Here is a 20,814-nt window from a genome sequence, read left to right as displayed (position 1 = left end):
CGCGCGGGGTGTCGGCCACCCGGCGGCCCGGCCGCGTCGTCGGTTGCGGTCCCCCAGCCTAGGCGATCAGGCCACGACGACCGGAGCGAGCGGCCCGTCGACGCGCCCGGACACCACGCCCGGGCCGTCGTCGTCGACGTCCTCACCGGGGACGAGGTCGTCGCCGCCCTCGACGAACCCCGTGACGTAGACGGGCGCACGGGTCGTGCCGTCCGCGTCCGCGCCCGGCTCGCCGTCGGCCGCGTCGGCGCCCGTGCTCACGGTCCGCGCGAACCGCGACGTGCCGAACGTGAGGTCGTGGCCGACCGCGCTCGCCTCGACGACGAGCGACGTGCGCGGACCGTCGTCGGCCTGCCACTCCTCGGTCGACAGGCGCCCGTGCACGACGACCGGGTCGCCCTTGCGCAGCGACTCGGCGACGTTCAGCGCGCCGGACCGCCAGATCTTCACGGTGAACCACTCGGTCCGGCCGTCGCGCCAGGCGCCCTCGCGCCGGTCGAACCACCGCCGCGTGCTGGCCATGCGGAACGACGTGAACGGCACCGTGCCGGGGCCGTTGAAGTGCCGGACGTCGCTGCCGACCCACCCGACGAGCGTCAGGTCGAGGGAGTGCGTGCTCATGCTGGTCTCCTGTGCCGCGGCCCCGCCGGTGCGGGGCGTGTGCGGTCAGCGTCCGCCGCGCGCGGGCCCGGCCGACCGGGCTCGGGACGCGGCCGTGGACCGACGTCGCCCGGGGCGGGCTGTGGACGGCTCACCGGCACCGGCTCGACGCGGTCGGTCCGGTCCGCGAGCCGCGCACGCGGGTCGGCCCCGGGCTCGCGTCAGGAGCGCGCCGCGTCCACGAGCTCGCGCACCGACCGGTGCTCGTCGAGCACCGCCCGTGTCGGGTCGGCCAGCCGCCCGCGCGCCACCCGCTCGAGCGCCGCACGCCCGTCCTTCAGGACGCGCGACGCACGTCGCCGCGCGGCAGCCCTGCGCGTCGAGAACGACGCCACCACCGCGAGCACCGCCGCCGCGAGGAGCACGAGCGCCACGACGGGCGCCCACGGGTTGGCGCGCACGCTCGCGAACCCGGACCCGAGGGCCACCGACCCGACGGTCACCGCGGCCGCCGCGAGCACGACACCGAGGCCCAGCAGCCACGCGGCGGCGACCGAACGTCGTGCGACGACCGTGACCTGCGCGAGCGCGTCGGTCACGGCGAGCCGGAGCTCGGCGGTCGTCGCGACCCGGGTGGCCACGTCCTGCTTCCACGACCGCGGCAGCCCGGCGGTCGACGCCGCGAGCCAGTCCGACCGGGCGAGCGCGACGGAGTCCTCCTGGACCGGCCCGAACGACGGCGACGCCGACGCCCCGCCGCGCACGACCGCAGCCACCGCGCCGGCCACGGCGGGCAGGCCGGCCGCGTCGGCGAGCGTGTCGACGACCCCGCCGAGCGCGAGCGCCGCGGGTGCGGGCTCCCGGTCGGCGACCTGGCCGGCGAGCGCCGTCGCCGCGTCGTTGACCTCCGCACCGGCACGTCGCGCGGCAGCCGAGCGGCCCTCCACGGTGGTCGCGAGCCGGGCACGCAGGGCGGGCACGCCCTCGAGGGTCCGGGCCGACGCGGCCAGCACGGGGACGCCGGTGAGCCCGTCCTCCTCGAGCAGCCGCGCGACGTCCGCGACGAGCTCGGGGCGGACCTCGGGCGGGACGGTGTCGACCTGGTTGAGGACGACGAGCATCGACGCCTCGTGACCGACGAGCCGCCGCAGGTAGCCGGAGTGCAGCGCGTCGTCCGCGTACTTCTGCGGGTCGACGACCCACACGAGCAGGTCGGCCTGCGGCAGCAGCCGGTCGACGACCTCGCGGTGCTCCGGCGCGATCGAGTCGTGGTCGGGCAGGTCGAGCAGCACCAGCCCCCGCAGCGCGGCCTCGCTCTCGCCGTCCAGCAGGCTCTCGCGCACCGTGCGGCGGTCGGGCCGGACGCCCAGCCAGTCGAGCAGCGCCCCGCCGTCCGTCGCCCAGACGCACGCGGTCACGTCGGACGTCGTCGGGCGCTTGACGCCCACGTCGGCGAGCGGCAGCCCGCACACCGCGTTGAACATGCTCGACTTGCCGGACCCGGTGCCCCCGACGAGCGCGACCACGGCGTGGTCGACGCCGAGCTCCAGCCGCTCGCGGACGCGGTCGATGGTCTGCCCGACGCGCGACACGACGGGCGGCTCGAGCCGCGCGCCGCCGACGACGAGCGCCTGGTCGAGCGCACCGACGCGCTCCTCCAGACGGACGGTCTCGTCGCCGTGCAGCGCTGCGTCCAGCACGTGCCGGTGCACGGCGTGGCTCCGGGTCCCCTCGGTCGTCACGTCAGTCCCTTCAGCACGGCCAGCCGCAGGCGCAGCAGCGACGCGGCGTCCTCGGCGAGGTCGGGATCGGCGAGCACCTTGCCGACCGACGCGCGCTCGAGCGCTACCTGCGCCTCGACCCGCGACTCCACGTCGTCGCGCAGGTCGGCGACGACCTTGTGCCCCGCGGCCCCCAGGAGGTCGACGAGCAGCTCGGTCGCCTCGTCGACGCCCGCGGCGCCCGCGAGCGCGAGCGCGGCGAGCCCTTCGGTCCCGAGCGCCTTCTCGGCCTTCTGCCGGCGGCGGCCCTCGGCCGCGACGTCCCGCGGTCTGCGCGGGCGCCCGTCCGCGTCGCTGGTCGGCGGAGGCACCGCGAGCGCGGCCCGCAGCGCACGCGGGCCCTGCGCGGTCCACGCGCGGGCGGTGAGCTCGGCGCTGCGCAGCCGCACGGGCCGGTCGGCCTGGACGTCCCAGGCCGCGTCGACCGACGGACCGCCCGCAGGGGCGTCGGGGCCGGTCAGCGTCTCGTGCAGCACCTCCTGCGCGTGCGCGCCCGCCGCGCCCAGCACGGCGGCGGCGGACCGCATGAGGTCCTCGACGAGCGGCCCGACGGCGGCCGCGCGTGCGCGGCCCTCGCGCGACGACCCGGAGACGCGGCCCGACGCGCGCAGCACGGACGCGAGCGGCGCCCCGTCCGCGGTCAGCTCGGCCCAGCGGGCGCGCACCGCACCGTCCGCGACGGCACCCTGCCGCAGCGACGCGACCGCCTGGCGGGTCGGCGCGTCGAGCGCGTCGTCGAGCGTGCGGGCGATCCGCGCGGCGGCGTCGGACTGCGCCTGGACGGCCTCGGCGAGCTCGTCGACCCAGGGCCGCAGCGCGGAGAGCGACCCGCGCAGCGTGCGCCCGACGACGGTCCGCGCCCGGTCGGGCCCCGCGAGCATCATGAGCCAGCGCTGCACGGGCGCGACGACGCCGGGCGACAGCAGCCCTTCGTGCGGCCCGAGGTCCGGGACGACGAACAGCGGCGACCCCTCGAGCCCGTGCGTGCGCAGCCGGTCGAGCAGGTCGCCGCGGACCGTCGGCAGCGACGCGGGCGGGACGCGGTTGAGCACCATCGCGATCGACGTGCCACGCTCGACGGCCGCCTCGAGGACGCGCCACGGCAGCGCGTCGCCGTACCGGGCGGCTGTCGTGACGAAGAGCCACAGGTCGGCGGCCTCGAGCAGCCGGTGCGCCTGCTCGCGGTTCGAGTCGAGCACCGAGTCCAGGTCGGGTGCGTCGAGCAGCGCGATGCCGCGCGGCACCGCCTCGTCGGCGACGACCTCGACGAGCTCGAGCACGGGGTGGTGCGACAGCAGCTCGTGGTCGAGCGGGTGGTGCACGAGGACGGGACGACGCGTGGTCGGCCGCAGCACGCCCGCCTCGCTGACCTCGCGTCCGACGAGCGAGTTCACGAGCGTCGACTTGCCGGCGCCGGTCGAGCCGGACACGACGACGACCGCGGGCGCGGACAGCTCCGTCAGGCGCGGCACCAGGTGCTCGGCCAGCTGGTCGACCAGCCGGGCGCGCGACGCCCGCGCCGACGCGGTGCCGTCGAGGTCCAGCGGGAAGCCGGTGCGCTCGACGTCGCGGCGCAGGTCCTTGACGGCGTCGAGCAGCGAGGTCGCCGCGAGGGGACGCGCGAGGACCTCGCGCGGGTCGCTCGCCGCGTGCCGCGCGCGGCTGGGCGCCGCCGCGTGCGACCCCTGCGCCGGCGGCGCGGGGACGGTGCCGGGCTGCGCGCTCACGCGCTCATTGTCGTGGCGCGATCTGACCTGGACAAACGCGCCACGCTGTGACGCGTGCCCCGATCCTGACCGGATGCGGGTTGTGCAGCCCTCGTGCGGCCTCCTCGCGGACCGCGCCAGGACGCTCGCGGGGCGTCGCGAACACTAGGCTGGGACCCCGCTGGCCCCCGTAGCTCAACGGATAGAGCAACGGCCTTCTAATCCGTCGGTTGCAGGTTCGAGTCCTGCCGGGGGCGCCGCAGCGCGGCCGGTGACCTGCACGGCTGCGCGAGACCGGGCGTCCGCGCCCACGGGCTGCCACGGTCGAGGAGGCGGGCGCCCGGCGACGCGGGCCGCCGTCCTCACGGGTCGAACGAGAGGCCGCCTCCGTCGACGAACGCCGGCGGGCCGAGGCGTTCAGCCGCGCGGGCGGGACAGCGTCCAGAGGGTCGCGCCGGCCCGCTCGGAGCACGTGAGCTCGACCAGCATGCGCGTGAGGGCGAGCCCGCGGCCCGACTCCGCCTCGACACCGGGCATCGCGGTGTCGAGGTCGACGGCCGGCGGCGGGCCGGGCTGCGTGATCTCGGCGACCAGCCCGGCGTCGTCGGCGCGCAGCAGCAGGTGGCCTCCGCGGCCGTCGAGCCCGTGGCGCAGGACGTTCCCCGCGACCTCGACGACGGCCGTCTCGAGCGCGATCCGGTCGGTCTCGCCGACGTCGACCACGCGCCAGAGCCGTTCGAGCGCGTCGTGGACGCGCTCGAGCGCGACGGAGCCGTCCAGCCCGTCGAGGTCCGCCTCGACGCGGACGTCAGGAGGCACGCAGGGCGTCCTCGACCGTGTCGTAGGGCCGCAGCACGCGGTCCATGGTCGTCAGCTGCAGGACGGTCCGGATCTGCGGGCCCGGTCGGGCGAGGCGCAGGTCGCCCCCGACCTCGCGCGTGGCTCGCAGCCCGCCGACGAGCGCGCCGAGCCCGGACGAGTCCATGAACGTCGTGTCCGCCAGGTCGAGCACGACGACACGGTGCCCCGCGGCGACGGTCTCGTCGACCCGGGCCCGCAGCTCGGAGGCGGTCACCATGGTCAGGCGGCCGGTCGGACGCAGCACGGCGGCGTCGGGTCGCAGGTCGGTCTCGATCTCCATCAGTCCATCCTCTCCGCGCCCTGGTACCCGCGGTACCGGAGCGCCTGCACGATCACGCTGAGCACGACGAGGTCGTACGCGACCCACACCAGGTTGACGGACGTGCCGACCCACGGCGCGTACCCGAGCGCCCAGCGCACGATCCCGACGACCGCCGCGACGACGAGCACGGCCATCGCCGTGAGCTGCGGCACGACGAGCCGCCACGAGCCGCCCCCGTCCTGCCGCACCTTCGGGGTGACGGCGAACCCGAGCGGCCGCCCGAACCACACGTTGGCCGCCGCGGTCCACGTCGCCTTGATCCACACGGGGAACAGCGCGAGCGAGTACTGCTGCCCGCGCCACGTCCGGATCCCGCGCGCGGCGACGAGGAACAGCACCTGGCTCGCGATCTGGAACGGCAGGAACCGCGCGAAGAAGTCCCACGTCCAGGCGGTGACGGGCAGGACGCCGAAGCACAGGAAGATGACGGGCGCCGCGAGGTACACGATCGCGGCGAAGCCGGACAGGTAGCTCCACATGGTCGCGAAGTACATGAGCCGCTGCCCGATGCGCAGCCCCCGGACCGTGAGGGGGTTCTCCTGGAGGAACACCTGCATGGTCCCCTGCGCCCAGCGCAGGCGCTGCGTGATCATCGTGCCGAGGTCCTCGGGCGCGAGGCCGTGCGCGAGCACCTCGTGGTGGTACACGGTCCGCCACCCCAGCGCGTGCAGCCGCATCGCGGTCGCCATGTCCTCGGTCACGGAGAGGGTCGCGACGGGCATGACGGGCTGCGCCTCGTCGCCCCGGTCCACGTCGACGGCCCTGACGAGCGCCTGCACCGAGGCGAGCGCCCCGAGGGGCGAGAGCTCGCGGTCGGTGAGCCGCGCCAGCGCCGCGTCGTCGACCACGGGCGCGCCGAGCTCGGTGTCCGTGTCGATCGGCCACGCGCCGATCGCGTCGAGGTCCGCGCGGATCGCCGCGAGGTCGAGGTCGACGAGCCCGCTCGACACCTCGTCGACGCGCCGCTGGAACGCGTAGGTGACCTCGCCGAGCGGCTGGCCGGCGTCCAGCTCCGCGAGCGACGTGCGCGCGGCGACCGAGACCCGGTCGACCGCGGCGGCGACGCGCGGGTCGTCCGCCCGCCGGCGGGCACGGGCCAGGACGGTCCGCGAGGTGCGCAGCGCCTCCCGGACGGCCGCCTCGGTCGCGCGCACGTACCCGACGAGCCCGAGCTGCATGAGGGCGTCGCGCCGCAGGATCGCGTTCGAGCCGCAGAAGAACGCGGCGTTCCAGCCGTCCTTGCCCTGCTGGATCGGGCCGTAGAACAGCGGTGCCTGGCTGCCGAGCGGGTCCGCCTCGGGCACGTTCGTGAACCACTGCGGCGTCTGCACGAGCGCGACCTGCGCGTCGTCGAAGTGGCCGAGCGTCCGGTCGAGCAGCGCCGGGTCGGGGATCTGGTCGGCGTCGAGCACCACGAGGAACTCGCCGTCCGTCTGGAACAGCGCGTTGTTGAGGTTGCCCGCCTTGGCGTGCCGCGGCCGGTCCTGCCAGTCGTCGCTGCGCACGAGGTAGCCGACGCCCGCGTCGTGCGCGGCGGCCGCGAGGGCGGGCCGGGCGCCGTCGTCGAGGACCCACGTGCGGTGCGGGTACCGGATGTCGCGTGCGGCGACCGCGGTCGCCATGACGAGGTCGAGCGGCTCGTCGTACGTCGTGACGAAGACGTCGACCGTGAGGCCCTCGGGCGGCGCGTCGGGCTGGGGCCGGGCCTTCGCGCGCCACATCGTCACGCCGAACAGCGCGACGTCGACGAAGCTGTACGTCTCGGCGATCACGAGCGGCACCGCGACCCACCACGCGGACCAGTTGACCGACTCGAGCCAGCGCCAGACGACGTAGTTGGCGCCCAGCAGGATCGTCAGCGCGACGACGACCCGGAGCAGCAGCGTGCGTCCCATCACGGCTCCCGCTGCACCGCGACGACCGTGAGGTCGTCCGGCCGGTCGGTCGCCCCGCGCGCGAGTGCGAGGACACGGTCGACCGCGTCGCTCGCGCTCGACGCGCCGCCGAGCCGTCGCGCGACCTCGTCGACCGACGCGAGCGTGCCGTCGAGCACGTCGAGCACGCCGTCGCTGAACGTGACGAGCAGGTCGCCCGCGGCCAGCTCGACGTGCGCGGCCTCCCGCACGGGCGGCGGCGCGTCCGGGTCGAGCGCGGCGGCGAACCCGAGCGGTGCCCCGCCGGGCTGCAGCCGTGTCGTGCGCCCGTCCGCGTGGACGACGACGGCCAGCCCGTGACCTGCGTCGACGTAGTCCACGCGGCCGGTGCCCGGGTCGAGGTGGGCGTGGAACGCGGTGGCGAACATCGACGTCCCCGAGAGGTCGAGGGCCAGGCTCTCCTCCGCCGTCGCGACGGCGTCCGACACGCTCCCCCGCCGGGACGCCGCGCGCAGCACCGCCCGGACGGTGGCGGCGATGATCGCCGCTCCCCCGCCCTTGCCCATGACGTCGGCGAGCGTGAACGTCAGGCGCCCGTCGGTGAGCGCCCAGTCGAAGAAGTCCCCGCCGACGCCGCGCGCGGGCAGGCACGCACCGGCGATCCCGTAGCCGGGGACGTCGGGGACGGTGCGCGGCAGCAGCCCGGCCTGGACCTGGGCGGCGCGCTGCAGCTCGTCGTCGACCACGAGCTCCTGCTCGACCCACGACGCGAGGTCGCGCAGCAGCACCGCGTCCTGGGCACCGAACTCGCGCGGCTGCACGTCCATCAGGCAGAACGTGCCCACGCGGTGACCGCCGGGCGCGACGAGCGGGTGGCCCGCGTAGAAGCGCAGGTGCGGGTCGTCGACGACCCACGGGTTCTCGACGAACCGCGGGTCGGCCGTCGCGTCCGGCACGACGAACGTCCCCGGCTGCTCGATCGTCAGCCGGCAGAACGACGTGTCGCGCGCCGCCTCGGTCTGCTCGAGCCCGACCTTCGCCTTGTAGAACAGCCGGTCGCGGTCGACGAGCGAGACGAACGCCGTCGGCACGCCGAAGAGCTGCTGCGCGAGCCGCACGACGCGGTCGAACCGTTCCTCCGGCGGCGTGTCCAGGACGTCGAGCTGTCGCAGCGCGGCGAGGCGCGCGTCCTCCGTGGTGTCCACCCCCATGCGACCGACGGTAGCCAGGGGCGACGAACTGTGACATCTGGACGCTGGTCCGTTGTCCGGTTCCTCCCGGAGTGCGGTGCCGGGTGCGGCAGAGATCACCCGCGGACACCCACCGGGAAGCGTCGCGAACCCGTCGGAAAAGCGTGTGACACGCGTATCTGGCGAGTGGTTCGGTGTCCTTGATCCACCGACGACCGGGCCAGCAGGGCCCGGCTTCGTCATGCCCACATCACCCCACACCCACCCACCGGCGACGGTCACGTCGTCGCGCCCGAGGAGCCCACCGTGCATCCCACCATGACCCACGAGCTCGCCCGCCAGGAGAACGCCCGCCGCCTCGAGGAGGCGACGATCGCCCGCGCCCGTGCCCGCGTCACCGCCGCGAGACACGCGTCCGACGCCACGAGGCGTCCGCCGCATACGGAGCGCGTCGCGCTTCCCCTGCTGCTTGCCGGCCTGTTCGCCGGCAGCTACTCCGGCGCCGTCGCCCGCTGACGCCGCCGCACCGAGGCCGGTGCCCCACCCGGGGTGCCGGCCTCGGTCATGTCCCGGACCCTGCGGCCCTCACGCCGGTGCGGAGGCGGAGGGATCCTCTCCAGCGGACGTCGTCGGCCGGCGTCCGACCCTGCGCCGGCGACCGCGGGGGACCCCTCACCCTCGCGGAGGACGGTGGCCTCCCGCACCGGTCGGTCGTGCCACCATGTGCGCCATGCCGCCCGCCGCCGCCCGCCACCGCACCTGCGAGGCGCGCTGATGGGGCGGCACGCGACGGGCGACGAACCCGCCCGGCCGACGCGCGGCGCGCGCGTGCGGGCGTTCCTGGTCCGGTGGCTCGAACGGCTCCTCATCGCCGCCGGCGCGGGTGCCGCGACGCTGGCGGTGCTCCGCTGGGCGGGCGTCGGCTGGACGACGACGTGGTGGTGCGTCGGCGGCGTCGCCGTGCTCGTGCTCGTCGCCGGGGCGCTCGCCTCGACCGTCCCGCCGCCGCACCCGGGCCACGACGCCCGGCGCTGACGCGCGCGCCCGCTTCGCGCGGGTTCGCCGGTCGGCGGCCCTCCCCCCGTAGGCTGGCCCGGTGACCAGCACGCCGACCCCCGCGACGTCCCCCGCCACGACCTCCAACGGGCACGAGAGCGCCGAGCGCATCGTCTGGATCGACTGCGAGATGACGGGCCTCGACCTCGGCGCCGACGCGCTCGTCGAGGTCGCCGCCGTCGTGACGGACTCCGAGCTGCGGGTCCTCGGTGGTGGCGTGGACGTCGTCGTCCGGCCGCCCGACGCGGCGCTCGCGCAGATGAACGACTTCGTGCGCGCGATGCACACGACGTCCGGCCTGCTCGACGAGCTCGCGGCGGGCACGACGCTCGAGGACGCGCAGGCGCAGGTGCTCGACTACGTGCGCACGTGGGTGCCCGAGCCGTCGAAGGCGCCCCTCGCGGGCAACTCGGTCGGCACCGACAAGACGTTCCTCGACCGCGACATGCCCGAGCTGGTCGCGCACCTGCACTACCGCGTCATCGACGTGTCGTCGATCAAGGAGCTCGCACGCCGCTGGTACCCGCGCGTGTACTTCGCGTCGCCCCGCAAGAACGGCGGGCACCGGGCGCTCGCCGACATCCTCGAGTCGATCGACGAGCTCCGCTACTACCGCGCGGCCCTCCTCCCGGCGCAGCCGGGACCCGACTCCGCGACGGCCCGGCAGATCGCCGCGCAGGTCGTCGCCACGTCGGTCAAGGGCTCGACCGCCAACGGCTGACGGGGCACCCGCCCGCCCGACGCGCGGGCGGGCTGCCGCCGAGAACGACGAAGGGCGCCGACGGGAACCGTCGACGCCCTTCGTGCTTGGGGTGGCTAACGGGACTTGAACCCGCGACCCCCTGGACCACAACCAGGTGCTCTACCACCTGAGCTATAGCCACCACGATCCGCCCGCAGATGGTGGTACCCACGGACCGGTCCCCGACGCGGACGTCAGGGCCGACGAGAAGTGTACCGGGTGCCGGAGGGTGGTCCGGAACCCGATTCAGAGCCGGCGGACCAGCGCGTCGGCGAACACGTCGACCGACCCGGGCGCGTAGCCGAAGAAGAACGACGGCTCGGTCAGCTCGACCTCGAGCACCACGGGCCGGCCCGCGTCGTCGGGGATGAGGTCGACGCGCGCGTACAGCAGCGGGTTGCCGTGCTCCGGGAAGATCTCCCCCAGCGCCGCGACCACGCCGTCCCCGAGCTCGCGCTCGGCGTCGCTCGCCTCGCGCGCCGACATGACCTCGCGGCGGTACAGCACGCCGTCGGTGTCGCCCTCGCGGTACGGGCCCTCGAGCAGCGCACCCTTGCGGACCGCGTGGCTGAACCGACCGTCGACGTACACCAGCGCCGTCTCGCCGACGGTGTCGACCTGCTTGAGGTAGCGCTGGATCATCACGTGCCGCCCGACGCCGAGCAGGTTCTTGGCGTGCCGGATGGCGAGCGCGCGGGACGGCGTCTCGTCGGCCTGGTAGCGGCCGGTGTCGCGCGAGCCGGCGCTCACGGTGGGCTTGACGACGAAGTCGCCGAAGGCCGGGAACCGGGTGTGGATCGCGCGCGCGTCGAAGTTGCGCTCGGGGTCGAGCCAGATGGTCGGGACGATCGGCAGGCCGCGCTGCTCGAGGTCGCGCAGGTACGTCTTGTCGATGTTCCAGACGACGACGTCGGCGGGGTTGAGCAGGACGCTCGACCGGCCGACGCGACGCGTCCACTCCGTGAAGAGGCGCGGGCGCTCGGTGTAGTCCCACGTGGAGCGGATCAGCACGTGCGAGTAGGTGGACCAGTCGACCGTCGGGTCGTCCCAGACGACGACGTCGGTCGCGACACCGCGCGCGAGGAGCGCCTCGCGCAGCGGCTGGTCGTCGGGGTCCAGGTCCGGGAGCGCGGAGCAGGTCGCGATGGCGAGCCGGGCGGTCGTGGGCGTGGTCACGTCGGCAGCGTACCGACGGGGTCGCCGCCCGTCGCCGCGTCGGCGGACCCGTCCGGCACGCGGTCGGTGCGGGACGCGTCGGCGGGAGCCTCGTCCGTGACCCGTCGCAGGGCGCGCAGGACCGTCGCGACGGACGCGGACCCGACCACACGGTCGCCGTCCCGCACCGGCACGCGGCTCTCGGCCCCGGCGTCGGGGGTGGCCAGGATCGTCGCGAGCACGTCGCCGAGCTCGTCGCCGACCGCGACCGACGCACCGCGTCCGGCGCCCCTGGTGGCGTCCTTCGTGAGCCGGGCTGGGTCGACCCCGCCCGAGGGGTCGACCGGAGGCGCGTCGAGGTCCGCCTGCGCGAGCGTGCCCAGGGCCAGGAGCCGGGCCAGCCGGCCGCGTCCCACGAGGTCCGCCACGGCGTCGGTCGCGGGGCGGGCGACGACGTCGAGCGGCGACGCGAGCTGCTCGACGTGCGCGCCCGCGGACAGCACCGCGACGCGGTCGCCCATGCGGACCGCCTCGTCGATGTCGTGCGTGACGAGCATCACGGTCGTGCCGACCTCGCGCTGGATGCGCGCGAACTCGGTCTGGAGGCGACGGCGGCCGACCGGGTCGACCGCGCCGAACGGCTCGTCCATCAGCAGGACGGGCGGGTCGGTCGCGAGCGCACGGGCCACGCCGATCCGCTGCCGCTCGCCGCCCGAGAGCTCGTGCGGGTAGCGGCGTGCGTACTTCGCGGGGTCGAGGCCGACGAGGGCGAGCAGCTCGTCGACGCGGGCCGCGGTGCGGCGGCGGTCCCAGCCGAGCAGGCGCGGGACGGTCGCGACGTTCTGCGCGACGGTGCGGTGCGGGAACAGGCCGACGTCCTGGATGACGTAGCCGATGCGCCGCCGCAGGGCGACCGGGTCGGCGTGCGTGACGTCGTCACCCTCGAGCAGGATGCGGCCCGACGTCGGCTCGACGAGCCGGTTGGCCATCCGCAGCGTCGTCGACTTGCCGCAGCCGCTCGGTCCGACCAGGACGAGCACCTCCCCCGGCCGGACGTCGAGGGAGAGGTCGTCGACGGCGGCACCGCCGCGGCCGTGGGCGGCGGGGTACTCCTTGCGCACGTGCTCGAACGCGATGGCGGGCTGGACCACCCCCCGGACGCTACTGCCCAGGTCCGACGCCCGCCTCCCCCGGACGTCGGCGCAGGTCGGCGCAGGTCGGCGCAGCGGTCGCGGACCGGACGCCGGGTGCGGCTGTCGGTGGTCGCGGTTACCGTCGGCGGATGCTGTCAGCAGCACAGCCGGACAACCCGTGGTTCTCGTGGGAGTACCTGCAGCGCAACGCCGACGACGTCCTCGGCGCGCTCGGGCAGCACGCGTCCCTCACCGTCCAGGCTGTCGTCCTCGCCTCGCTCGTCGCGCTCCCCCTGGGCGCGTGGGCGCACGTGCGCCCGCGCTGGGCGGGTCCGGTGCTCGGCGTCGCGGGCGTGCTCTACACGATCCCGTCGCTCGCGCTGTTCGCGGTCCTCGCGCCCTACACGGGCATCGAGCGCACCACGGTGCTGATCGGTCTCGTCGTGTACGCGCTGCTCGTGCTCACGCGCAACGTCGTCGTCGGGCTCGAGGGCGTCGACCCCGCGGTGCGCGACGCCGCCCGCGGCATGGGGTACGGGCGCGCACGGCTGCTGCTTACCGTCGAGCTGCCCAACGCGCTGCCCAGCATCGTCGCCGGCCTGCGGCTGGCGACGGTGACGACCGTCGCGCTCGTGACCGTCGGGGTCGTCGTCGGCTACGGCGGGCTCGGGCAGCTCATGTTCCGGGGCTTCCGCTCGAACTACCACGCCGAGATCATGACGGCGACGGTGCTGTGCCTGCTGCTGGCCCTGGTGTGCGACCTCGTCCTGGCCGGCGTCGGGCGGCTCGTCACGCCGTGGGCGCGCACGGCGCGGCCGGTCTGAGGGGGCGACGCGTGGAGATCCTGGCCGAGGCGTTCGCCTGGCTCAACGACCCGCTCAACTGGACGGGCCGCAACGGCGTGCTCGCGCTCACGTGGGCGCACGTCGTGGTCTCGGTGCAGGCGGTGCTGCTGGCCGCGGTGGTCGCGCTCCCCGTGGGGCTGTGGCTCGGGCACCGCGGGCGCGGCGCGACGGTCGGGGTGGTCGTCGCGAACACCACGCGCGCGCTGCCCACGCTGGCCCTGCTCACGCTGCTCGCCGCGAGCGGCCTGTTCGGCAACCCCGCGACGGTCATCGCGTGCGCCGTGTTCGCCGTGCCACCGCTGCTGTCCGGTGCCGTGACGGGCCTCGGCGAGGTCGACCCCGGCGTCCGGGACGCCGCGCGCGGGGTCGGCATGTCGGGCACCCGGCGACTCTGGTCCGTGGAGCTCCCGCTCGCCGTGCCGCTGCTCGCCGCGGGCGTGCGCACCGGTGCCGTCCAGGTGCTCGCGACCGTGCCGCTCGCGGCGCTCGTCGGCGGGCGGAGCCTCGGCACGATCGTCGTCACCGGGTTCGGCACCCAGCGCTACGGGCAGGTGCTCGCGGGCGGCCTGCTCGTCGCGGCGCTGTGCCTCGTCGCCGAAGGGCTGCTCGCGCTCGCGCAGCGCGCGGTCACGCCCGCCGGCCTGCGGTCCCGCGACCGCGCCGCGCGGCCGACGCGGACGCGCCGCGGACGCCGACGTGACGCGGACCACGGTCCCGCTGCACCGCTTGCCGCCACCACCCCCGACCTGTCCAATGAACCAGCCCCATCGAGATGACCCGCTCCGCACCCTCGACCAGCGGGGGCACCCACCCGTGACCGTCGTCGGCAGACGTCAGGAGACCGCCATGCGCACGACCCGTCCCGCCCGTCTCGCGATCCTCGCCACCGCCGTGCTCGTGCTCGGCGCGTGCGGCACGCCCGGCTCCGGAGGCGGCCAGGCCGACCCCACGTCGTCCGGGACCTCCGGAAAGGCCGTCTGCGACCCCGTCGCGGGCGAGCAGCTCGTCGTGCTCGAGGACGACCAAGGTCTGCAGAACGCCGACAACGTGATCCCCGCGGTCAACGCGGGCGTGGCGCAGCAGAGCCCAGCGGTGATCGAGCTGCTCGACACCGTGTCCGCCGCGCTCGACACCGACAAGCTGATCGACCTCAACAAGGCCGTCGACATCGACCGCCGCACGTCGAGCGAGGTCGCGAAGGAGTTCGTCGCCGACGAGGGCCTCGCCGCGAGCGACGCGTCCGCGGGCGCCGGCCAGTCCCTCGTCGTCGGGGCCGCGAACTTCTCCGAGAGCGCGACCCTCGCCGAGATCTACGGCGAGGTGCTGCGGTCCGCCGGCTACCAGGTCGAGGTCCGCACGATCGGCAACCGCGACACGTACCTGCCGGCGCTCGTCGACGGCACGCTGTCGACGGTGCCCGAGTACGCGGCGACGCTCGCCGACTTCCTCAACGCCAAGGTCAACGGTGCCGACGCGGCGTCGGTGTCGAGCGACGACGTCGACGAGACCGTCGCCGCGCTCACGCCGCTCGCCGAGCAGTCGGGACTGGCCGTCGGCAAGCCGTCGGCCGCGCAGGACCAGAACGCGTTCGCCGTGACGAAGGCCTTCGCCGACGAGCACGGCGTCAGCACCCTGAGCGAGCTCGCCGAGGCGTGCGGCGGGCTCGTGCTCGCGGGGCCGCCCGAGTGCCCCGAGCGTCCGTTCTGCCAGCCGGGTCTCGAGGAGACGTACGGCATGGAGATCGGCGAGTTCAAGTCGTACGACTTCGGCCTGATCGGCGCCGCGGTGCGTCAGGGTGACGCGGCGATCGGCCTCGTGCTGTCTAGCGACGGCTCGCTCGCGACCGACTGATCCGCACGACCCACGGCACGACGGCCTCGTCGGCGAGCGGCTCAGCCGGCCGCCGACGGGGCCGTCGTCACGTGGTCGTCGTCACGCGGTCCTCCGCGCGTCGCCGTCGTCACGTGGTCGTCGTCACGCGGTCCTCCGCGCGTCGTCGTCGTCACGCGGCCGTCCTCGCGGGGTCGTCGTCGCGCGCGACCGCCCTCGTCAGAGGCCCGCGGCCTCGAGGAGACGCAGCCACACCTCGGAGACCGTCGGGTACGACGGCACCGCGTGCCACAGGCGATCGAGCGGGACCTCGCCGACGACGGCGATCGTCGCGGCGTGCAGCATCTCCGCGGCGTCGGGTCCCACGAACGTCGCGCCCACGACCACGCCCCGCGTCTGGTCGACGACGAGCTGCGCGGCGCCCGGGTAGTCCTCGGAGGCGACCGACGCACCCGCGACGTCCGCGAGGTCGTACCGCAGGACACGCACGTCGATGCCGTCGCGGCGCGCCTGCGCCTCGGTGCGGCCGACCCACGCGACCTCGGGCCGGCTGAACACGACCTGCGGGACCGCGGCCACGTCGGCCGTCGCGCGGTAGCGGGTCCACGGTGCGGCGTCCCGCTCGGCGCCCGGCCCGCCGTCCGCGTCCGCGCCGTCCGGGTGGAAGCGCGCGGCGACCACGTCACCGACGACGCGCGCGTCGTACTTGCCCTGGTGCGTCGTCGCGGTGCGTCCGGTGACGTCGCCCGCGGCGAACAGCCAGCCGTCCTCGACGCCGACGACCTGCAGGGCGTCGTCGACGTGCAGCGGCTCCCCCGGCGTCAGGCCGACGGTCTCGAGGCCGAGCTGCCCGGTGCGGGGACGACGGCCGGTCGCGACCAGCACCTCGGACGCGTGCACGGCGCTCGCGTCGGGGTGCGGGCCACCCGAGGTCGCGCCGACCTCGAGGTGCACACCGCCGTCGTCGCGCCGGACCGCGGTCGTCTCGGCGTGCAGCAGGACGCGCACGCCGGCCGCGCGCAGGTCGTCGGCGACCGCCTCGCCCGCGAACGGCTCGGCGTTCCCGAGCAGCCGGCCGCCGCGCACGACGACCGTCACCTCCGAGCCGAGATCCGCGTAGGCGCGCGCCATCTCGACGCCCACGACACCGCCGCCGAGCACCGCGAGCCGCGCCGGGACCTCGCGCGCGGCGGTCGCCTCGCGGCTCGTCCAGAAGCCCGCCTCGGCCAGCCCGGGGACGTCGGGCACGACGGGCTCCGACCCGGTCGCGAGCACGACCGCGTGCCGCGCGCGCACCTCGGTCTCGGTCTCGCCCGAGACGAGGAGGGTGCGCGGACCGGTGAGCCGTGCGTGGCCGCGCAGCAGCGTGAGCCCGACCGACTCGACCCAGGACACCTGGCTGGAGTCGTCCCAGTGGTGGACGATCTCGTCGCGCCGCGCGAGCACCGCTGCGGCGTCCACCGTGGCGTCCGCGACGGCGGACTTCGCTCCAGGCACGCCGCGCGCCGCCGCGAGGACGGCTCCCGCCCGCAGCAGCACCTTGGACGGCATGCACGCCCAGTAGGAGCACTCGCCCCCGACGAGCGCGTGCTCCACGAGCGCCACGCTCAACCCGGTGCGGCTCGCACGGTCGGCGACGTTCTCCCCGACCGCGCCGCCGCCCACCACCACGACGTCGAACTCCTGCTGACTCGGCATCGCCCCATCGTGGCGGCCCGCGGCCCCGTGCGCAGGTTGCGGGACCGTCGGCGTGTCCGTCCTGGGTGCTTTCGTCCGGACCGCGCTGCTACGTTCGCACCGAGGGTCCGCCGGAGACGGCAACCAGCCGTGAGCTCCCGGCGTCGGCGACGGAGGGGCGACGTGAGCGAGACATCCCAGGGCAGTGCTGCGCTCGGACCGATCCACGGGCGACCGAGCTTCCGCGAGCAGTTCGACAGGTCCAGGTTCCCCGAGCACGGCCTCGGCTCCGACGAGGTCTACGAGCTCCTGCACACGGGGCTCATGCTCGACGGGCGCGAGACGCTCAACCTCGCGTCGTTCGTCACCACGTGGATGGAGCCGCAGGCCGAGCAGCTCATCCACGACTCGCTGCGCAAGAACCACATCGACCACGAGGAGTACCCGGCGGCGTCGCTCGTCGAGGAGGCCTGCGTGCACATGCTGGGCGACCTCTTCCACGCGCCGGACCCGGCGAAGGTCGTGGGTGTCGCGACGATCGGGTCGTCCGAGGCGATCATGCTCGGGCTGCTCGCCCACAAGCGCGCGTGGCGGCACCGGCAGCTCGCGGCGGGCCGACCCGCGGACCGGCCGAACGTGGTGTTCGGCGCCGAGACCCACGTCGTGTGGGACAAGTTCGCCAACTACTTCGACGTCGAGATGCGCAAGATCCCGATGCGGCCCGACCGCTACGTGCTGAGCGCGGCGGACGTCGAGGCGCAGGTCGACGAGAACACCATCGCGGTGGGTGCGGTGCTGGGGACGACGCACATCGGCGAGGCCGACCCGATCGAGGAGATCAACGACCTGCTCGTGCGGATCAAGGCCGAGCGGGGCTGGGACATCCCCCTGCACGTCGACGGCGCGAGCGGTGCGTTCGTGGCCCCGTTCGCCGAGCCGGACCTGCGGTGGGACTTCCGCCTCGAGCAGGTGGCGTCGATCAACGCGTCGGGGCACAAGTACGGGCTCGTGTACCCCGGCGTCGGCTGGCTGATCTTCCGCGACGCGTCACGACTGCCCGAGGACCTCGTGTTCAGCGTCAACTACCTGGGCGGCGCGCAGCCGACGTACACGTTCAACTTCTCGCGCGGGTCCGCGATGATCCAGGCGCAGATGTACAACTTCCTGCGGCTCGGGCGCGACGGGTACACCGCGATCGTCGAGACCATGCTGGCCAACGCGCGCCACCTCAACGAGGCGCTCAAGGCCTCGGGCCGGTTCGAGATCCTCAACCCGGGGCTCGCCGAGCCGGTCGTGACGTTCCGCCTCAAGGACGACCCGGGCTTCGACGTCTACCACCTGTCCGCCCGGCTGCGGGAGAACGGTTGGATCGTGCCGGCCTACAGCCTCCCGGCCGACGCGGAGGACGTGCACCTCATGCGCGTCGTCGTCCGCCTCGACCTCAGCCGCACGATGATCGAGATGCTCCTGCGCGACCTCGACCACGCCTGGGAGTCGCTCGCCGCCGAGCAGCCCACCGCACGAGCCGCGTCCAAGCCGGACGTCTGGACGGCGCCCGACAAGGCGGCCGCCCACGCCAAGGCGCGCACCGGTCTGCGGGCGTGACGCGCACCTCGGCGCTGCCCGACCTGCCGGACGGCTGGACCGCGGTCGACGCCCGGGGCCCCGGTCCGTTCGTCGCGCACGCCGTCCTGCGGCGGCCGGACGGCGGCGAGGTGGAGTGGACGTCGCGGCGGCACCGCAAGGGGCTGGGTCTGCGGGCACGTGCGCCCGTGCGGTCGTCACCGGCGGACGCCGCCGTCGCCCCGGCACCGGCGGACGCGGGCGCGCGTCGCGGTGCCGACGCGTGGAGCTGGTGGATCGGCGCGCTCTTCGCGATCGGCTCGATCTGCTTCGCGCTCGGGTCCGTGCCGGCGTACTTCGACACCGTCGCACCGGCCGTCACGGCGTGGACGTTCGCGGTCGGGTCGGTGTTCTTCACGAGCGCCGCGTCCCTGCAGTACGACGAGGCGGCGCGGGCGCCGCGCGACGTCCTCGCGACCGCGCCGCCGCGCAGCCGGATCGCGGCGCTCGTCGGGTTCCGGGCGGACCGCATCGACCTGTGGGCGTCCGCCGTGCAGCTGGTCGGCACGGTGCTGTTCAACGTCAGCACGTTCAGCGCGACCCGCACGGGTCTCGCGGTCGCGGGCGACAAGACGCTCGTGTGGGCGCCCGACGTGCTCGGGTCGGTGTGCTTCCTCGTCGCGAGCTGGTTCGCCTACGCGGAGGTCAACCGCGGCGTGCTCCCCCGCCCCGACCGGTCGGTGGGGTGGACGATCGCGGGGCTCAACCTCGCGGGCTCGATCGCGTTCGGTGTCGCCGCCGTCGCGGCCCGCTACCTGCACGGCACCGAGCAGATGGCGAACGTGGCGCTCGTCAACGCGGGCACGTGCGTCGGGGCGGTCTGCTTCCTCGTCGGCGCCGTGCTGCTGCCGGTCGAGTCGGCGCGCGACCGCGCGCCCGCGGCGGCCGTCGGCGCGTCGCTGCCGCACGACGACGCCCCCGCGGCGCGTGACGCCGCGCGGCCGCGGTACGACGAAGGCCCCTCACCGACCGTGCGGTGAAGGGCCTTCGTGCTGGTGCGCCATCAGGGACTCGAACCCCGAACCCGCTGATTAAGAGTCAGCTGCTCTGCCAATTGAGCTAATGGCGCGCGGTTGAGAACGTTAGCAGCCGTCCGGCCTGCGAAGCCAATCGGATCCGGCCGGCGTGACGACCGTCACGCGACGTCAGGAACGTCCGTCCCCGCTCGCCTGCGCGGTGCCGTTCTCCGGCTGCCACCACTCCTCCTCCGGCAGACCCTCCTTCTCGAGGATCTCCTGCGACGGCACGGCCTCGGCGGCCGTCAGGTCGGCGATGAGGGTGAGCGGCACGTGCGCCTCGAGCAGCTCGCGGACACGCTCGGCGTCGGGCACGGCGAGGGTCTCGGGGGTGTCGTCGCTCATCGGGGGCTCCTGGGTGTTCCTTGGTCAGGCGTCCGGCTGTCTCCATGCCACACCACGTGACCGCGACGTGCAAGGTCGGTGTCCTGGTTCCGCAGGATCGTCACAGGTACAGACCGGTGCCCTCACCGGAGCCACGGTCGGTCGCGACCGCGTGCACGTCCTTCTCGCGCAGCAGCAGGTACGTCGCGCCCGCCAGCTCGACCTCGGCGCGGTCCTCGGGGTCGAACAGGACGCGGTCTCCCAGCTCGACCTGGCGCACGTGCTGGCCGACCGCCACGACCGACGCCCACGCGAGCCGCTTGCCGACCGCCGCGGTCGCCGGGATGACGATGCCCGCGGACGACCGGCGCTCGGCGGGGTCGCCGTCGACGGACACGAGGAGGCGGTCGTTGAGCATGCGGATCGGCAGCCCGGCACGGGCGTCGGGAGCGGGAGCGGTCACCCGCACGACGCTACCCTGCGCGCGACGTAGGCTGACCGCGGCGTCGACCGGCCGACGCCTCCCCTGCGACCACCGGAGCGTCCTCGTGCCTCGTCTCGCCGTCGGCGACCTCGCCCCCGACTTCACGCTGCCCACCGCGGACGGCGGCAGCGTCACGCTGTCCGACCTGCGCGGCGAGCACGTCGTCGTGTACTTCTACCCGGCCGCGATGACGCCCGGCTGCACGACGCAGGCGTGCGACTTCCGCGACTCGCTCGCGTCGCTGCAGGGTGCCGGGTACAAGGTCGTCGGCGTCTCCCCCGACCCGGTCGACAAGCTCGCGGCGTTCGCCGAGGCGGAGCACCTGACGTTCCCGCTCGCGTCGGACACCGAGCGGGCCGTGCTCGAGGCGTGGGGCGCGTGGGGCGAGAAGTCGCTCTACGGCAAGACCGTGACCGGAGTGATCCGTTCGACGGTCGTCGTCGACCCCGAGGGCAAGGTCGAGCTCGCGCAGTACAACGTGAAGGCGACCGGCCACGTCGCGAAGCTGCGCCGGGACCTGAAGATCGCCTGACGACCGCCGACCGGGGCACCGGGCCGCGCGCCCGCCCGGCGACCCCCGGGACGCGCGCGGCGG

21 protein-coding genes and 3 tRNA genes are annotated in these 20,814 nt (G+C 75.0%); 10 read left to right on the top strand and 14 right to left on the bottom strand.

The window, feature by feature from the left end; translation table 11 throughout:
* Positions 1-66 precede the first annotated feature (66 nt).
* The 3 genes from GXP71_RS03760 to GXP71_RS03750 form a co-directional block, all read right to left on the bottom strand.
* Positions 67-621 (bottom strand): single-stranded DNA-binding protein, encoded by a 555-nt coding sequence (locus tag GXP71_RS03760; RefSeq protein ID WP_162351564.1) that lies wholly within the window; start codon positions 619-621, stop codon positions 67-69.
* A gap of 200 nt (positions 622-821) precedes the next feature.
* Positions 822-2,342, bottom strand: coding sequence for a GTPase (locus GXP71_RS03755; protein WP_162351563.1), 1,521 nt, complete (start codon positions 2,340-2,342; stop codon positions 822-824).
* Positions 2,339-4,108 (bottom strand): dynamin family protein, encoded by a 1,770-nt coding sequence (locus GXP71_RS03750; RefSeq protein ID WP_162351562.1) that lies wholly within the window; start codon positions 4,106-4,108, stop codon positions 2,339-2,341. The genes GXP71_RS03755 and GXP71_RS03750 overlap by 4 nt, the downstream gene beginning before the upstream one ends.
* 163 nt (positions 4,109-4,271) lie before the next feature.
* Here GXP71_RS03750 and GXP71_RS03745 point away from each other — a divergent pair.
* Positions 4,272-4,344: transfer RNA gene (locus tag GXP71_RS03745), tRNA-Arg, on the top strand.
* Positions 4,345-4,504: 160 nt separating this feature from the next.
* Here GXP71_RS03745 and GXP71_RS03740 read toward each other — a convergent pair.
* From GXP71_RS03740 to GXP71_RS03725, 4 genes are read right to left on the bottom strand one after another with little or no spacing between them, the layout of a single operon-like run.
* Positions 4,505-4,906 (bottom strand): ATP-binding protein, encoded by a 402-nt coding sequence (locus tag GXP71_RS03740; protein WP_162351561.1) that lies wholly within the window; start codon positions 4,904-4,906, stop codon positions 4,505-4,507.
* Positions 4,896-5,228 carry an STAS domain-containing protein gene (locus GXP71_RS03735; RefSeq protein ID WP_162351560.1) on the bottom strand — a complete coding sequence of 111 codons (333 nt, stop codon included), beginning with the start codon at positions 5,226-5,228 and terminating at the stop codon, positions 4,896-4,898. The genes GXP71_RS03740 and GXP71_RS03735 overlap by 11 nt, the downstream gene beginning before the upstream one ends.
* Complete coding sequence (locus GXP71_RS03730) at positions 5,228-7,165, bottom strand: glycosyltransferase family 2 protein (protein ID WP_162351559.1); 1,938 nt, start codon at positions 7,163-7,165, stop codon at positions 5,228-5,230. Before GXP71_RS03730 ends, GXP71_RS03735 begins: the two co-directional genes overlap by 1 nt.
* Entirely contained in the window at positions 7,165-8,355 is a 1,191-nt protein-coding gene (locus GXP71_RS03725) for a PP2C family protein-serine/threonine phosphatase (protein WP_162351558.1), read from the bottom strand. The genes GXP71_RS03730 and GXP71_RS03725 overlap by 1 nt, the downstream gene beginning before the upstream one ends.
* Positions 8,356-8,640: 285 nt before the next feature.
* Here GXP71_RS03725 and GXP71_RS03720 point away from each other — a divergent pair, with 285 nt between their 5' ends.
* The 3 genes from GXP71_RS03720 (at position 8,641) to orn (ending at position 10,111) form a co-directional block, all read left to right on the top strand.
* Complete coding sequence (locus GXP71_RS03720; protein ID WP_162351557.1) at positions 8,641-8,850, top strand: hypothetical protein; 210 nt, start codon at positions 8,641-8,643, stop codon at positions 8,848-8,850.
* Positions 8,851-9,108: 258 nt separating this feature from the next.
* Positions 9,109-9,369, top strand: coding sequence for a hypothetical protein (locus GXP71_RS03715; RefSeq protein ID WP_162351556.1), 261 nt, complete (start codon positions 9,109-9,111; stop codon positions 9,367-9,369).
* A 151-nt stretch (positions 9,370-9,520) separates the two neighbouring features.
* Entirely contained in the window at positions 9,521-10,111 is a 591-nt protein-coding gene (gene orn, locus GXP71_RS03710; protein WP_370521010.1) for an oligoribonuclease, read from the top strand.
* Between the two features lie 87 nt (positions 10,112-10,198).
* Here the strand turns inward: orn and GXP71_RS03705 are convergent.
* The 3 genes from GXP71_RS03705 to GXP71_RS03695 form a co-directional block, all read right to left on the bottom strand.
* Positions 10,199-10,274, bottom strand: a tRNA-His gene (locus tag GXP71_RS03705).
* Between the two features lie 104 nt (positions 10,275-10,378).
* Complete coding sequence (locus tag GXP71_RS03700; RefSeq protein WP_162351554.1) at positions 10,379-11,308, bottom strand: RimK family alpha-L-glutamate ligase; 930 nt, start codon at positions 11,306-11,308, stop codon at positions 10,379-10,381.
* Positions 11,305-12,438: an ABC transporter ATP-binding protein gene (locus tag GXP71_RS03695; protein ID WP_162351553.1), complete on the bottom strand. Its 1,134-nt coding sequence runs from the start codon at positions 12,436-12,438 to the stop codon at positions 11,305-11,307. Before GXP71_RS03695 ends, GXP71_RS03700 begins: the two co-directional genes overlap by 4 nt.
* Before the next feature lie 131 nt (positions 12,439-12,569).
* Here GXP71_RS03695 and GXP71_RS03690 point away from each other — a divergent pair, with 131 nt between their 5' ends.
* The 3 genes from GXP71_RS03690 to GXP71_RS03680 all read left to right on the top strand — a co-directional run bounded on the left by GXP71_RS03690 (position 12,570) and on the right by GXP71_RS03680 (position 15,116).
* Positions 12,570-13,244, top strand: a complete 675-nt coding sequence (locus GXP71_RS03690) for an ABC transporter permease (RefSeq protein WP_124343858.1) — start codon at positions 12,570-12,572, stop codon at positions 13,242-13,244.
* 11 nt (positions 13,245-13,255) lie between these two features.
* Positions 13,256-14,041 carry an ABC transporter permease gene (locus GXP71_RS03685; protein WP_162351552.1) on the top strand — a complete coding sequence of 262 codons (786 nt, stop codon included), beginning with the start codon at positions 13,256-13,258 and terminating at the stop codon, positions 14,039-14,041.
* A gap of 70 nt (positions 14,042-14,111) precedes the next feature.
* Complete coding sequence (locus GXP71_RS03680) at positions 14,112-15,116, top strand: glycine betaine ABC transporter substrate-binding protein (protein ID WP_162351551.1); 1,005 nt, start codon at positions 14,112-14,114, stop codon at positions 15,114-15,116.
* A gap of 198 nt (positions 15,117-15,314) precedes the next feature.
* Here GXP71_RS03680 and GXP71_RS03675 read toward each other — a convergent pair whose 3' ends face one another.
* Positions 15,315-16,793: an NAD(P)/FAD-dependent oxidoreductase gene (locus GXP71_RS03675; protein WP_162351550.1), complete on the bottom strand. Its 1,479-nt coding sequence runs from the start codon at positions 16,791-16,793 to the stop codon at positions 15,315-15,317.
* A gap of 162 nt (positions 16,794-16,955) precedes the next feature.
* Between GXP71_RS03675 and GXP71_RS03670 the strand changes: the two genes are divergently transcribed.
* Positions 16,956-18,377 carry a glutamate decarboxylase gene (locus GXP71_RS03670; RefSeq protein ID WP_162351549.1) on the top strand — a complete coding sequence of 474 codons (1,422 nt, stop codon included), beginning with the start codon at positions 16,956-16,958 and terminating at the stop codon, positions 18,375-18,377.
* The gene (locus tag GXP71_RS03665; protein ID WP_162351548.1) at positions 18,374-19,375 is read left to right on the top strand and encodes a YrhK family protein; all 1,002 of its coding nucleotides are present in this window, start codon (positions 18,374-18,376) and stop codon (positions 19,373-19,375) included. Before GXP71_RS03670 ends, GXP71_RS03665 begins: the two co-directional genes overlap by 4 nt.
* 13 nt (positions 19,376-19,388) lie before the next feature.
* On the opposite strand, the gene GXP71_RS03660 is transcribed toward GXP71_RS03665, so the two are convergent.
* The 3 genes from GXP71_RS03660 to GXP71_RS03650 form a co-directional block, all read right to left on the bottom strand.
* Positions 19,389-19,464 (bottom strand) — tRNA-Lys (locus GXP71_RS03660).
* 76 nt (positions 19,465-19,540) lie between these two features.
* A complete protein-coding gene (locus GXP71_RS03655) occupies positions 19,541-19,756 on the bottom strand; it encodes a hypothetical protein (RefSeq protein WP_162351547.1) in 216 nt (71 codons plus the stop codon).
* 100 nt (positions 19,757-19,856) lie between these two features.
* On the bottom strand, positions 19,857-20,153 hold the full coding sequence (locus tag GXP71_RS03650) for a co-chaperone GroES (RefSeq protein ID WP_124343865.1): 297 nt from the start codon (positions 20,151-20,153) through the stop codon (positions 19,857-19,859).
* Positions 20,154-20,283: 130 nt separating this feature from the next.
* On the opposite strand from GXP71_RS03650, the gene bcp reads away from it, so the two are divergent.
* Positions 20,284-20,751 carry a thioredoxin-dependent thiol peroxidase gene (gene bcp / locus GXP71_RS03645; RefSeq protein ID WP_162351546.1) on the top strand — a complete coding sequence of 156 codons (468 nt, stop codon included), beginning with the start codon at positions 20,284-20,286 and terminating at the stop codon, positions 20,749-20,751.
* Positions 20,752-20,814 lie beyond the last annotated feature (63 nt).

It is taken from the genome of Cellulomonas sp. H30R-01, from assembly GCF_010119915.1.
Lineage (GTDB): Bacteria > Actinomycetota > Actinomycetes > Actinomycetales > Cellulomonadaceae > Cellulomonas > Cellulomonas algicola.
This window is presented reverse-complemented; position numbering and strand designations above follow the sequence as displayed.